Below are 12,812 nucleotides of genomic sequence, written 5' to 3' on the forward strand. Positions count from 1 at the left end.
GAGCGCATCATGACAGATTTTCCCGTTTCTCCATTTGGTACAGATATCACCAGCGAAGACATTGTAGCGACTATGCAGCAATTTCAAGGCTGGGAAGATCGCTACCGTCAGGTTATTCAGTGGGGTAAAAAGCTGCCACAAATGCCAGAAGAGCTGAAATCAGAACAAGTTACCGTTTCGGGTTGTGAAAGCTTGGTGTGGTTAGTGAGCCAAGAGCAAGATGGCGTTTGGCATTTTTGTGCGGACTCCGATGCGCGTATCGTCCGTGGATTGATTGCCTTGGTGATGGCGGCTTATGACGGAAAAACGGCCGATCAAGTTCAAGCATTTGATATTGATGCTTATTTTGATCAACTGGGGCTTGTCTCCCATTTAAGCCCGTCACGTGGTAATGGCTTGAAAGCTATTGTAGAGCAGATTAAGCAAACCGCCGTGTAACGAGTCATTTTCCCAATTCTTAAAAACGCCGAATAACCTAGCTGTTTGGCGCTTTTTTGTATCTGAGTTGAGACATTTTTTGCATATGGATAAAAAGTATGCAAATGGTCGACTATTTTAGCGTTAATTAACCTTTCTATTGATCCTGGTTCATTATATTGCCCACTTGGTTTTTATAAACTCAATTGTATTTAAAATTTGTCTATATTAGATAGTAGACATATGCCTCATTCGCTCCTGTTCCCCAATGCTGACACGCATTTGGAGGCGATTGGGATATTTAGGTACAAACGCTAGGAACCTCCCTATATGCAATTCACCTTGGAACATGCGCAAGACGTATTATCCGGAATGCCAGACCCCACTTTTATTCTGAGTGAAGATGGTATCTATATTGATGTTTTTGGAGGAACAGATAAAAAAGCCTATCACGATGGAAGCAATTTGATAGGTAAGACACTTCACAGCGTACTTGAAAAAGATAAAGCCGACTGGTTTATCGAGCAGATCAGTCGATCACTGAAACAAGACAGTATTGTGACGATCGAGTACAAGATGTGCGCCGACAGCATTCAGGGAATAGATGCCAACAGTGGACCAAGAGGCGACCTATACTACGAAGGCAAGATCTGCCCACTCGCTATAAAATACCGGGGTCGTCGCGTTGTCCTTATTCTTACACGCAACATCTCCAATCGCCACCGAGTTGAAACCCTTCTTCGCCATCAAAGCCAAATAGATGCTCTCACCAATATCTACAACCGACGTGTTTTTTTCGAAAAGCTCACAGAAGAAGTTATTAAATCCCAAGCTCCAGATTATCACTCCGCGTTGTTATTGTTTGATTTGGACTTTTTTAAAGTCATCAATGATAAACGTGGTCATGATGCGGGGGATTATGTCTTAGAGACGTTAGCTGATTTGGTTTCTCATTTACTCGTCAAAGACGAAATTTTCGCAAGAGTCGGAGGGGAGGAGTTTGCGATTATTTTGCCAGAAACTTCTCTGTCGGCGGCGAAAGAGGTAGGAGAGGAAGTACGTTCCCACATTCAAAATTGTCAGTTCGAATTTGAAAAGATTGAAATTCCGGTCACGGTGAGTGTAGGCGTGGTGGAAATAGGCAGAAATGAAACCACCAAACGTTTGTATGCGCATGCAGATAAAGCGCTTTATGCTGCGAAAAGAAATGGCAGAAATTGCGTGGCGACTCTGGATAGGCAGATGGAGTAACCTTGTTGGTTACTCCAAATCAAACCGTTGGCGTTATAGCATGTCGACGGCTTTTTCAACGGCGGCGATGAGTCTTTCCACATCGCTCGTCGTGTTATAAATACCAAAAGAGACGCGTACCGTGCCTTTCACATTTAGCGCATCCATCAATGGGTGAGCGCAGTGGTGTCCTGCTCGTACCGCAATGCCTTGTTGATCGAGCAGCGTCGCAATATCTTGGTGATGAACGCCGTCCATTACGAAGGTCAGTACAGAGGCATTCGGTTGATAGCCTAGAATATGGATGTCATCCAAAGCGCTTAGTGCTTGGTAGGCCTTATCCTGAAGCGCATGGAGATGAGTCTCTACTTCGTGATGGTCAAAACCTTGGTACCACTCAATGGCTTTCGCTAGAGCAATCGCGCCCGCAACGTTTGGTGTGCCCGCTTCAAATTTTCCAGGAAGTGCAGAAAACGTCGTTTTTTCGAAAGAAACGCGTTCAACCATTTTACCGCCGCCGTGCCATGGTGGCATGGCTTCCAAAAGTTCAAGCTTGCCGTATAAAACCCCAATGCCTGCTGGTGCATAAAGTTTGTGACCTGAGAAAACGTAGAAATCGATATCTGATGCCGATAAATCAAGTTGCTCATGTACGATGCCTTGCGCGCCATCAACTACAATAACCGCGCCAACGTTGTGCGCCAGTTCAGTGATTTTTTCTATAGGTTGGCGTGTGCCTGTTACGTTGGTTATTTGCGCGCAAGCAACAATTTTACAGCGGTCAGACAGAAGCGCCTCAAATGCACTGATGTCGAACTGGCAATCTGATGTCATCGGAACTTTAATGACTTTAGCACCCGTTTGCTCTGCCACGATTTGCCAGGGCACGATGTTGGCGTGGTGCTCCATCTCGCTAATCAAGATCTCATCACCTGGTTGTAACGTGCTACGGGCGTAGGTTTGAGCAATTAAGTTCAGTGCTTCGGTTGCGCCCCGTGTCCAAATGATCTCTTTAGAGCTGTTTGCACCAATAAAGCTTGCCACTCGTTCTCGTGCCGCTTCAAATTGGCTGGTGGCATTAGCCGTTAAACTATGGCTGCCACGGTGAACATTGGCATTTTGCGCACTGTAGTAATGACTGATGACATTAATCACACATTGCGGTTTTTGCGTTGTCGCTGCGCTATCTAGATACACTAAGGGCGTATCGTTGACGGATTGGTTTAGAGCAGGAAATTGCTCGCGTACAGCATTTACGTCAAACATTATTCCTCACCAAGCTTGTGGTAGTGCAGAGTAGGCAGAGGGATCATTGGTTCAGCAACTGACCATGCGTGTTTTTTACCTGAGAGTTGAATGATTACTTCCATCGCGAACTCTAAAGCTGTACCCGGACCTTGACTGGTGATCAGGTTGTGGTTGATATCAAAGGTCACGCGTTTGCTGCGCCACTTCTCTTCCGGGATATGTGACTGAAAGCTCGGGTGACAGGTCATCAGTGATTGTGGGAAAAGATCATGGTGTTGCAATACCAACGCCGGTGCTGCGCAGATAGCAGCGACCAATTTTCCCTCGTAGATGTGCTGCTTAAGGATTTCTATCATCACCGTGCTATCACGAAAAATTTCTGCACCACCAACACCACCAGAAAGCGCTATGGCGTCAAACTCATCATCAGCGATATCGACTAGCTTACAATCGGCAGTTAGTGTGACTCCGCGAGAAGCTTTCATCGTCAATGAGCCATCAAAAGCAGCACTCGCTACTGTAACGTCATAACCCGCGCGAACCATCATGTCGATAACGGTGACGGCTTCCATTTCTTCGGTGCCTGGAGCTATTGGCACTAAGATTTTCTTACTCATTGTTCTGTCCAGCTTTGTTCTATTTGTTTGATACGTTGGTAAAGTTTTAAATTCTCAGGCGTATTGATACGATGTTTCTCGGCAGCCTTTAACAAGTATCCGGTTATAAAATCAATTTCCGTTCGACGTTGATGGAATACGTCTTGCCTCATTGAAGAATAGTTCTCAGCTGTGGCGTTCACCACTTGCATTACCGTATCGAAAAGAGAGCGAAACTCGATAGCAATACCTTCTTTACTCATTACTTCAACCAGTTCTTGAGTGATGCTTTCGAGTTGTATCTTAAACTCGGGCTGCGCAAGCTCACCATTCTTACACTGGTGAATCGCAGTCAGTGGGTTAATCGCGCAGTTAATTGCTAACTTAGTCCATAACGCAGATTGGATGTGTGGATTCCAAATGACCTCTGGAAGAGCATGATGCATAACATCTTGCAGAAAAGCGCACTGCATTCCTTTGTCATTATAACCACCCGCTTGCGTTGTTCCGTGACCGGTATGCAATACGTGTTGGTTATCTGGTTTGTATGCGCCGTGCGTCGTTGTTGCGAGCACTATCGGATTGTTTGGCACAACCTTCTCCAAGGCAGAGGCAGTACCCATACCATTGTGCATCAGCATGATAATCGTGTCTGTATTGATATGAGGGAGCAAAGGCTGAATGGCGTCTTCCACTTGCCAAGCTTTTACCGTGATCAAAATGAGATCTGCTTTATTTACGGAGGAAATATCTTGATTACTGAATACGATTGCGGGTTTGTCATCCAACTGAAGTGATTGTTGGCTTTCAGAACTTCTTCCCCACAATGAAACATTGTGCCCGGCAAGCTTAAATTTTGTTGCCCAGAGTGAGCCCACCGCACCTGGACCGAGGATAAGGATATTCACCAAACGCTCTCATTAAAAAGGTTTGCTGCAAGGATAATGAGGGAAAAAAGGAAAGCAAATAAAAATGGCGCCGAAAGGCGCCATTTTTGAGCAAACTTAGTGGTTCAATTAGAACTTGTAAGTTACAGCAAGGTAGTGGCCAAAGCCAGTTGACTTGAACCCATCAGTATCTTTGATACCGTACACGTCTTTGTAACCTTTTAGACCGTAACCCACTGCGAAGCGGTCTGAGTGCCAGTAGATACCGTTGAACATTGCACCACCGTTTGACGCGGTTGAACCAAACTTGTTACCAGCATCATCATCCATACCGAATTGGTAATCGATGTAGCCTTGGTAAGAAATGAATGAACCGTTCTCGAAGAAGTAGAATGGTTTGAACCAGTTAGTCGAGATTTGGAAACCGTTCCAATCCTTTTTGTTGCCGTCGTAAGTGCCGTATAGGTTAACACCAACTTTACCAAACCAAGGAACCATTACGTCAGAACCTAGACCGATTTTTTGAGAGTTAACACCAGAGTTACCACCCCACTCGATTAGAGTTGCAACGTATAGCTCTTGAACTGGACCGAAAGATAGGTCTTTACCAGTTACCGCATCTAGAGACATACGTGGAGCGAATTTCATAAAGATCTTCTCTGCGCCAGCTTTGTCGCTACCTGGATCAGAAGTTAGGTTGAATACATCAACGTAGCCGTAAAGGTCGAAGATACCAGAGCGGCCGCCGAATTCCATTTCTAGGTAGTCGTGTGAAGACTCACCTGGAAGTTCGTCAAATGCACCCATTAGGTTAAATTGCATCCACTTGTAATCGTTTTTGTGAATATCGCCGTCAGAGTAATCTGCCGCCATAACTGGAGCTGAAGTAGCCGCTAGAAGGCTAAGAGCTAAAAGTGATTTACGCATAAGGGGACTCTCTATGTTTGTAATGATTCAGAACACGCAATCTGTGCTGCGCTTTCCAATTGGCGGGAATAATAGCGATAAAAATCCCAAATGAAAGTGATAAAGGGTGCAAAATGAAACGTTTTTGGTGAGTTGCATCACGAAATTATCTTTATTTACGGAACTTTTTGTTTGTTGCATTTTATTGCAATAAATGTGTGATTTGGATCGTTTGCGTGAGCGATTTTATGACTTTTTAAGCCAGTCGATTAACCAACATAAATCGTTAGTGATCGGAGTGATAAGGGATTCGTATGTATCCGTGAATCAAAGAGGACGTTTGAATGAAAGAAGTCATGTTATTCCCACTCACTTCAGTTGTACTCCCTGAAGGTAAAATGAATCTGCGCATTTTTGAGCCACGATATAAGCGAATGGTAAAGGAATGCAGCCTACAAAATGTGGGTTTTGGAGTTTGCCTAGTAGGAAGTGAAGGTGACCCTAAAGACGTGGGTAACGTTTCATCTATCGGAACTTTGGTCAGGATTGTTGATTTTGAAACACTCAGTGATGGTCTTCTTGGTATTACAGTCGCTGGTGAGAAACGCTTTGTTGTCAAACGAGTTCGTGCAGATGCGGACGGCTTACGCCATGCAGAGGTCGAATGGTTAGACAATTGGCAACATCCAGACAACTCACCAGATTTCTTCTATTTAAGCCAGCAGTTATCCCATGTTTATGAAGAGTTTCCTCAACTTGGAAACCTCTACCAGCATCGTTTTTACGATGACTCAGCTTGGGTGACCCAGCGCTGGCTTGAATTACTTCCTTTAGACTGCAATCTGTTCGAACAGCTCGTTGGCGCAGAGAACTGCATTCCTGCGTTGCAATTTCTGACAGAAGCCATAGAAGCCCCGACTAACAAAGAGGCAAGGATATGAAAGGATTTGGCAGAGCTGCGCTAACTATGGTGGCGGCATTAGGACTGGCGGCGTGTGGCTCCGACAGTGACACTATCGAGTATTCCAATTTACAAGCAGTGCACGCGTCTTCTGACGCGCCGCTTGCAAATGTGTGGATCAACGATAAACCATCATTAACGAATGTTGATTATGGTGTGGGATCTGGCTACGTTAAATTGCGAGAGGGGATGAATTCGATTCAGGTCGATGTTCAGCTCCCAGGTAATGAAACCGCGACCGTAATACCTAAAACAGAACTAGATCTTGATTCCGACCTCAATTATAACGTGTTCGTTGTTGGCGATGCCGATGGTTCGCCAAACCCAGTTGAGCCTTTAGTTGTGACTCGCAGCGCCGATTCAATGGCTGATGCCAATAGTCTAGATGTTCAAGTTGTTCATGCAGCTTCAGGCGTTCCTGCTGTTGATCTTTATGTCACTGAGCCAGGTGTTGCTCTTGCTAGCGCGACTCCAATAACTAACCTTGCTTACAAAGCTTCTACCGACGTATTGAACATCCCAGCTGGTGAGTATCAAGTTCGACTTGCCGTAGGAGACAGCGTTGCTTTTGACTCCGGCACAGTACCTCTTGCGGCTAATTCCAACTTGACGATTGCCGCTATCGGCACAGGAGATTCGAATAGCACGTCACCTGTCAAACTCTTGGTGTTGGACGGTTCGGGCTCTTCTATAATTGAAGATATGGGCAGCCAAGCTGAAGTAAGAGTCGGACACCTTGTCGATGGAGCGCCAGTCGTCGATGTTAACGTTAACGGGGCGGCCTTCGCTCCTCTTGCCGACTTAGCGTTCAAAGAGATTCGTGGTTATTTGGATCTTGCTGCTGGCGCTTACGATATTGACGTTTACGTGGATGGCACAACAACCAATCCGATCATAGATGTTGACGGGTTAATGGTTGCAGGTGGAATGGATTACAGTGTTTATGCAGTCGGTGTTGTTAGCCCAGCGATTGATATCGAAGCTCTGGTTGTTGAAGATATGAGACGCGCTGTGGCGACTAGCGCGACATTGAATGTGACACACGCTGCGGCTAATCCTATAGCGGAAATGGTGGATATTTACCTCACTACGAGTGCAGGAATAGATGGAAGTGATCCAACTATTGCTAATTTTGCGTATAAAAATAGCGTACAAGGATTATATGTCGCTGAAGGTACATATTATGTAACGGTAACAGTGGCTGGTAACCCAAGTATTGTTGCGGTTGACTCAGCACCAGTCAATGTAATGAACGGTGTTGTGTACCAAGTCGTTGCCATTGATGATGGGAACAACGGTGGTTTCAACTTGTTGGTCGATGACGTGACCGATTAGGACGAATGGGAGGAGGAGACTCCTCCCACAAATTAAGGCCGATTATGATGAGTGATAGCCCGAAAAAACTGGGGCGCAGTGATTGGAACGATTACATGGATAAAGTGAAGGCTCGAGACAAAGATGCGTTCGCTTTTGTATTCCGTTTTTACGCACCCAAGCTGAAGCAATTCGCTTACAAACATGTTGGTAATGAGCAAGTTGCTATGGAGATGGTGCAAGAGACCATGGCGACAGTTTGGCAGAAAGCGCACCTCTATGATGGTGAAAAGAGCGCGTTATCGACTTGGATATATACCATAATCCGAAACCTTTGTTTTGATTTGCTGAGAAAACAGAAAGGTAAGGAATTACACATTCATTCTGATGACATTTGGCCGTCAGAGTATTATCCACCTGATCTTGTTGATCACTATTCACCAGAACAAGATATGTTGAAAGAACAGGTGGTTAAGTTTTTAGATATATTACCGAAAAACCAGAGAGATGTTTTACAAGCGGTATATCTTGAAGAGCTACCTCATCAACAGGTCGCGGAATTATTTGATATACCCCTCGGTACTGTAAAATCCAGGCTGAGGCTTGCAGTAGAAAAGCTAAGGCATTCAATGCATACGGAGCAACTATGAACAAACACCCAGATAACAGCTTGTTAGAAGCATACGCTTCGGGAAGCATTGATGCGGTTTCTGGTCTTGTGGTCGCAACCCATTTAGAAACATGCACCAAGTGCCGAGCTTATGTGAACCAAGTCGAAGCAAGTCAAGCGAACATCGTAAGTGACATACCTTCTGAGTATGTTTCTGAATTTGACGACATGTTTAATGACATCATCAATGCGGAGCCAGCGACTGATAATATCGTGATCCGCGACTCTGCTGCTGTTAATGTCGCAGGAAAAAGTTTCGCTCTTCCTAAAACTCTAGCGCGTTTCTCTGACCTCGTAGGGTCATGGAGAAGTTACGGAGGCAAGGTTTTTAGTGCTCAGATTGACCTAGGGGAAGACGCTCGTGTCAGCTTAATGTACATCGGGGAAGATGTGCAAATTCCTCAACATACGCACAAAGGCCTGGAGTCTACATTGATCCTGCATGGCGGATTTAGTGACGAGGATGGCCAATATGAAGAGGGCGATTTGATGATTAGAGACGCATCAGTGAAGCACAGCCCTTACACTAAGGCCGGAGAAGACTGCTTGTGTTTAACCGTATTGACTGAGCCGATGATCTTTACTCAAGGCGTGGCACGTATATTTAATATGTTTGGTAAAGGGTTATACCCATAGACCTCTTATCTTATATCTCGCAAAACAAAAACCACCGAATTCGGTGGTTTTTTATATGTTTCGTTAATGCTTGTGACGTGCTTTTTCCAATAGAGCATCAAAGTAATGTCGTAGCGAGTACAACATAATCAAGCTTGGCACGACCATGACAGCGGTAAGCACGAAGAATGTGCTCCAATCATTAAGATAATCCACTAGCTCGCCACTGAAAGAAGCAAGAGTCGTCCGTCCGAAGTTTCCTAGAGAAGCAAGCAACGCATACTGAGTTGCCGAAAATGCTTGTCCGGTTAGAATCGTCAAAAATGAAACAAAAGCGACAGTTGAGAAAGCAGTCGTAAAGTTATCGACAATAATCGTGGCTAAGTACAAGTGCTCGTTTGGGCCTACCGAAGCAATCCAAGCAAACATCAAGTTACTGGCAGACATAGCAATACCACCGATCATTAATCCACGTACAATACCAAACCTAACGTTGAACATGCTTCCGACAAAAGTAAAGAAGATGGTGGCTCCCCAACCAATCAGTTTGGAGTAATAGCCAATTTGTTCATTGCTAAAACCAATATCTTTGTAGAACGCGATCGACATCCTGCCCAAAAACGCTTCGCCAATTTTAAATAGGAAAACGAACAGCAACAGAGTAATCGCGACACGGACACCATTGCGATTAAAGAAATCAAGGAAAGGTTCCACAACAGTCACGGTAAACCAAGCTACGACTTTCGAACCAACCACTTCTTTGTGGCGTTGTTCAGCGGCAGACTGAAGTTGTTCGCGTTGAGTCTTAGGTTCACCGACTAAAATCGTAAAGACCATTAGAATGCCGACTATCACCGCCATCCCGTAATACACACCATTCCAACCGACACTGTCAGCATTAACAAACGCTAAATAACCCGGTAGTGAATAACCTGTCCACCAGCCAATGACCGCCATTGCAGAAGCTTGAGGCAGTTTAGACTCTTCTGACTTTGGGAAAGTATCAATACGAAAAGCATCAATTGCGATGTCTTGTGTCGCTGAAGCCGTTGCAATACACAAGGCGAGTAGTGACGCAAACACCAAGTTTTCCGCTGGATTAACACCGGCAATAAATAGGGTAGCGACGAGTACGATACTTTGACAAAAGAAAATCCAGCTACGTCTTTGCCCCAGCAGTCTAAAGAGGACTGGCAGCTTCACGCGGTCAACCAGAGGTGCCCACAGAAAGTTGATCGCATAGACCGCAAAAACGCTACCAAAATAGCCAATTGCGGAGAGGGTCAAGCCGGCATCTTTTAGCCAACCTGACATGTTTGAACCGATAAGAACCCACGGAAAGCCGCTAGAGCAGCCCAGCATGAAAACCCACATGAGTCGTTTATCGAGGTAACTTTTTACCGTTTCCAACCAAGTGATGGAAGGTAATGAAGACATAAATCAATCCAATAAAATGAAGCCGTTGAAAGAGAAAGCCCTTCGATTATTCAAAGGGCTTATCGTTTTGGCTATTTAAGTAGTGTAGCTTTGGTGATGACGATTTGCGTCTCTGGTACATCACGCATTCGGCCTACCGTCGTGGTCGGCTGCTGAGCCATTTTCTGGATAACGTCGAACCCCTCAGTAACCTCACCAAATACAGCATAACCTGGTGGTCGAGCGCCATAGTTGAGAAAGTCATTGTCGACTAAGTTGACGAAAAACTGACGAGTTGCAGAGTTTGGTGCATTGGTTCGTGCCATGGCGATGGTAGCACGGTCATTGTTTAGACCATTATTTCCTTCGTTTTTGATTGGCGCGTATGTTTTCACCATCTGCATATCTTGGTTAAAGCCGCCACCTTGTGCCATGAAGCCTGGGATAATACGATGAAAAATAGTACCCTCGTAGCTCCCATCTTCTACATATTTTAGAAAATTAGCGACAGTGATAGGTGCTTTCTCTTCGTTTAACTCAACCGTAAATGAACCAAGTGTCGTTTCAAACGCTACTTTTGGTCCAGCCCAAACGCTGCAGCTGAGTAGTGCTAAGGACAGAATCGCTTTGCGTAACATTAGAAACGCTCCTGCATGTATTGACGAAGCTCAGGGTCATTGGCAATCTCTTTAAGCGTCAATGTCACCACATCATTCAATGTCTCTTCAATATCGGCATCAGAAGCACTCAATGTGCCAGATCGCTTTGCTGTACCTGTATAAGTTTTGACTAGCTTGCCCTCAGGTGTCTCTGCTGTGATTTCCAGCACAACTTTAGCATCCATCTCATTTTCCATCACCGAATGCTTCACGTTGACCAACGCTTCTTGAACGCTCAATTCAATCGCGTTGTTGCTGTTTAGATCCGCATGGAAACCTTGAGATGAGAATTGCTTCTCTAATGCTTCTTCTAACGCAATACGTAAATTCTGTTTAGCATGAAGAGGAAGAATGTTCGAACGGCCGTTATCCACCAACGCCACGTACTGCGCTGCACGTACATCTTTGCTGGTCAAACTGTAAGTCTTGCCTTGAACAATTGGATTGGTGCTCAATGTGCTTTCTGGCATCAGGTTCAGCTGAGGTTGTTGAGGGGCTGAACACGCAGCAAGCAACGCAACCGAAGCCGCAAGTACCAATTTTCTCATTTTATTATTCCTTTTAACTATTTTGCTAAAGCTTATTTTGCGCTTAATTTAGCAGGATTTTTTGTAGCCTGTAAAATCACAAACTTATTGTTGGAAGCGATAAGTTTCACATTTTTATCGCCAAACAGACGTTTGAGTTTTGCGTCGTACCCGAGGTGACGATTTCCGATAACCAGTAAACGGCCATTTTCACTTAATACTTGTTTAGCATCGCAGAACATTTGCCAAGCAATATGATCGGTGATTGCCTGTTGTTGATGAAACGGTGGATTACACATAACCATAGAGCTGCTGCTGTGTTTAAAACCGTCCAAGCAATTGTTCGCTATGCACTGTATGTCTCTATTTTCACCAAGGTTGTCGCGTAGGTTCTGTTTTGCCGACTCAAGCGCCATAAAGCTTTCATCAACACATGTTAGCCGAGCATTTGGATTCAACTGACCAAATTTAACAGACAGAACACCATTGCCGCAGCCGAGGTCGATGACATTGTCTATTGAAGGGTCTTGAGGCAGGTGCTGCAGCATAAAGCGTGCACCTAAATCTAAACTTTCTCCTGAATAGACATTTGGCATGTTCTTGAGTTCGATATCTTCGCCATCAACGCGCCAAGTCGTGAAAGGCATTACTTCAATCGTAGGCTCAACTGTTGCTTGAGAAAACACCAATCTGTGCTTTTTCCAGGCCAAAGATGTTTTTGTTTCGCCTAAGTATTTTTCAAACAGTTTTAGCGTCGAAGTATGAATGTCTTTCGCTTTATTGACTGCAATGACGGGGCAGGAAGCCGGTAGCGCCTTTCTTAATTGGCTTAGTATCCACACTAGATGGCGGTTACTTTTGGGCAGTTGCAGCAAGACGAGATCAATATTGGCAGGAACGAGGTCCATCGTGGTGGCAAACGCTACTTTATTGCACTGGTTTTGCTCGAGATTTTGCTGTGCACCTTTATGTGAGATGAATGAATCACTCATTAGCGTTACATGGTGCTTTTCCGAAAACCAGCAGGAGAGGGCACCAAAGCTGTCATTAATCACGAGGATGTTTTGATTGTCTGGCAAAGCAAGCTCTTCAACATGATTAATAAGATACTCATCACCGGCATCCCACGCTTGTAGCGTTTCGTTACTACGTTTTGGGAAACGATGAAGTGTTAAGCTTCGCTCGTGAAGGTTCAGTTCGGTTTTCATAGCTAAATGTAAGTTGATTTAGAAATTAAGTGTTATTGTCGCAAATGATGACGTGTCGAGATACAAAAAGCTGTCAAATTTTACGAGTTCAGTGATGGCTGCTCTTTAGACATGTTCGTGGAGTCAAGCGCCTTGAGACAATATGTCTACAAAGTGCG

Annotated in this window: 14 protein-coding genes; 6 read left to right on the forward strand and 8 right to left on the reverse strand. The window is 44.8% G+C overall.

Features of this window, described 5'->3' with window-relative positions:
- Window positions 1-9 precede the first annotated feature (9 nt).
- Window positions 10-438 (forward strand): cysteine desulfurase sulfur acceptor subunit CsdE, encoded by a 429-nt coding sequence (csdE, locus tag R7R24_RS17505; RefSeq protein WP_054577575.1) that lies wholly within the window; start codon window positions 10-12, stop codon window positions 436-438.
- A gap of 309 nt (window positions 439-747) precedes the next feature.
- Entirely contained in the window at window positions 748-1,668 is a 921-nt protein-coding gene (locus tag R7R24_RS17510; RefSeq protein ID WP_054577576.1) for a sensor domain-containing diguanylate cyclase, read from the forward strand.
- A gap of 33 nt (window positions 1,669-1,701) precedes the next feature.
- On the opposite strand, the gene csdA is transcribed toward R7R24_RS17510, so the two are convergent.
- The 4 genes from csdA to R7R24_RS17530 form a co-directional block, all read right to left on the reverse strand.
- Entirely contained in the window at window positions 1,702-2,913 is a 1,212-nt protein-coding gene (gene csdA, locus R7R24_RS17515; protein WP_025768229.1) for a cysteine desulfurase CsdA, read from the reverse strand.
- Entirely contained in the window at window positions 2,913-3,512 is a 600-nt protein-coding gene (locus R7R24_RS17520) for a DJ-1 family glyoxalase III (RefSeq protein ID WP_006742560.1), read from the reverse strand. Before R7R24_RS17520 ends, csdA begins: the two co-directional genes overlap by 1 nt.
- Window positions 3,509-4,399: a 2-dehydropantoate 2-reductase gene (panE, locus tag R7R24_RS17525; protein ID WP_206946759.1), complete on the reverse strand. Its 891-nt coding sequence runs from the start codon at window positions 4,397-4,399 to the stop codon at window positions 3,509-3,511. The genes R7R24_RS17520 and panE overlap by 4 nt, the downstream gene beginning before the upstream one ends.
- A gap of 108 nt (window positions 4,400-4,507) precedes the next feature.
- Window positions 4,508-5,305 carry an outer membrane protein OmpK gene (locus R7R24_RS17530; protein WP_005385292.1) on the reverse strand — a complete coding sequence of 266 codons (798 nt, stop codon included), beginning with the start codon at window positions 5,303-5,305 and terminating at the stop codon, window positions 4,508-4,510.
- Between the two features lie 323 nt (window positions 5,306-5,628).
- Here R7R24_RS17530 and R7R24_RS17535 point away from each other — a divergent pair, with 323 nt between their 5' ends.
- Genes R7R24_RS17535 through R7R24_RS17550 form a run of 4 tightly spaced genes read left to right on the forward strand, consistent with a single transcriptional unit; the run spans window position 5,629 to window position 8,865 of the window.
- Window positions 5,629-6,225, forward strand: a complete 597-nt coding sequence (locus R7R24_RS17535) for an LON peptidase substrate-binding domain-containing protein (RefSeq protein ID WP_005380253.1) — start codon at window positions 5,629-5,631, stop codon at window positions 6,223-6,225.
- On the forward strand, window positions 6,222-7,580 hold the full coding sequence (locus R7R24_RS17540) for a DUF4397 domain-containing protein (RefSeq protein ID WP_005380254.1): 1,359 nt from the start codon (window positions 6,222-6,224) through the stop codon (window positions 7,578-7,580). The genes R7R24_RS17535 and R7R24_RS17540 overlap by 4 nt, the downstream gene beginning before the upstream one ends.
- 44 nt (window positions 7,581-7,624) lie before the next feature.
- On the forward strand, window positions 7,625-8,209 hold the full coding sequence (locus tag R7R24_RS17545) for an RNA polymerase sigma factor (RefSeq protein WP_005380255.1): 585 nt from the start codon (window positions 7,625-7,627) through the stop codon (window positions 8,207-8,209).
- Entirely contained in the window at window positions 8,206-8,865 is a 660-nt protein-coding gene (locus tag R7R24_RS17550; RefSeq protein ID WP_005380256.1) for a ChrR family anti-sigma-E factor, read from the forward strand. The genes R7R24_RS17545 and R7R24_RS17550 overlap by 4 nt, the downstream gene beginning before the upstream one ends.
- Window positions 8,866-8,928: 63 nt before the next feature.
- On the opposite strand, the gene R7R24_RS17555 is transcribed toward R7R24_RS17550, so the two are convergent.
- From R7R24_RS17555 to R7R24_RS17570, 4 genes are all read right to left on the reverse strand, one after another.
- On the reverse strand, window positions 8,929-10,281 hold the full coding sequence (locus tag R7R24_RS17555; protein WP_005380257.1) for an AmpG family muropeptide MFS transporter: 1,353 nt from the start codon (window positions 10,279-10,281) through the stop codon (window positions 8,929-8,931).
- A 71-nt stretch (window positions 10,282-10,352) separates the two neighbouring features.
- Window positions 10,353-10,898 (reverse strand): peptidylprolyl isomerase, encoded by a 546-nt coding sequence (locus R7R24_RS17560; protein WP_005380258.1) that lies wholly within the window; start codon window positions 10,896-10,898, stop codon window positions 10,353-10,355.
- The gene (locus tag R7R24_RS17565; protein ID WP_005380259.1) at window positions 10,898-11,467 is read right to left on the reverse strand and encodes a YajG family lipoprotein; all 570 of its coding nucleotides are present in this window, start codon (window positions 11,465-11,467) and stop codon (window positions 10,898-10,900) included. Before R7R24_RS17565 ends, R7R24_RS17560 begins: the two co-directional genes overlap by 1 nt.
- Window positions 11,468-11,499: 32 nt before the next feature.
- Window positions 11,500-12,654, reverse strand: coding sequence for a methyltransferase (locus R7R24_RS17570; protein ID WP_005380260.1), 1,155 nt, complete (start codon window positions 12,652-12,654; stop codon window positions 11,500-11,502).
- Window positions 12,655-12,812: the final 158 nt, after the last annotated feature.

The sequence above is a fragment of the Vibrio sp. 704 genome (assembly GCF_033339295.1).

Coding starts and splice junctions, on each gene's coding strand:
- R7R24_RS17510 (WP_054577576.1), top strand. CDS start 748: ATGCAATTCACCTTGGAACATGCGCAAGACGTATTATCCGGAATGCCA.
- R7R24_RS17555 (WP_005380257.1), bottom strand. CDS start 10,281: ATGTCTTCATTACCTTCCATCACTTGGTTGGAAACGGTAAAAAGTTAC.
- R7R24_RS17530 (WP_005385292.1), bottom strand. CDS start 5,305: ATGCGTAAATCACTTTTAGCTCTTAGCCTTCTAGCGGCTACTTCAGCT.
- R7R24_RS17560 (WP_005380258.1), bottom strand. CDS start 10,898: ATGTTACGCAAAGCGATTCTGTCCTTAGCACTACTCAGCTGCAGCGTT.
- R7R24_RS17545 (WP_005380255.1), top strand. CDS start 7,625: ATGATGAGTGATAGCCCGAAAAAACTGGGGCGCAGTGATTGGAACGAT.
- R7R24_RS17540 (WP_005380254.1), top strand. CDS start 6,222: ATGAAAGGATTTGGCAGAGCTGCGCTAACTATGGTGGCGGCATTAGGA.
- csdA (WP_025768229.1), bottom strand. CDS start 2,913: ATGTTTGACGTAAATGCTGTACGCGAGCAATTTCCTGCTCTAAACCAA.
- R7R24_RS17550 (WP_005380256.1), top strand. CDS start 8,206: ATGAACAAACACCCAGATAACAGCTTGTTAGAAGCATACGCTTCGGGA.
- R7R24_RS17570 (WP_005380260.1), bottom strand. CDS start 12,654: ATGAAAACCGAACTGAACCTTCACGAGCGAAGCTTAACACTTCATCGT.
- R7R24_RS17535 (WP_005380253.1), top strand. CDS start 5,629: ATGAAAGAAGTCATGTTATTCCCACTCACTTCAGTTGTACTCCCTGAA.
- csdE (WP_054577575.1), top strand. CDS start 10: ATGACAGATTTTCCCGTTTCTCCATTTGGTACAGATATCACCAGCGAA.
- R7R24_RS17520 (WP_006742560.1), bottom strand. CDS start 3,512: ATGAGTAAGAAAATCTTAGTGCCAATAGCTCCAGGCACCGAAGAAATG.
- R7R24_RS17565 (WP_005380259.1), bottom strand. CDS start 11,467: ATGAGAAAATTGGTACTTGCGGCTTCGGTTGCGTTGCTTGCTGCGTGT.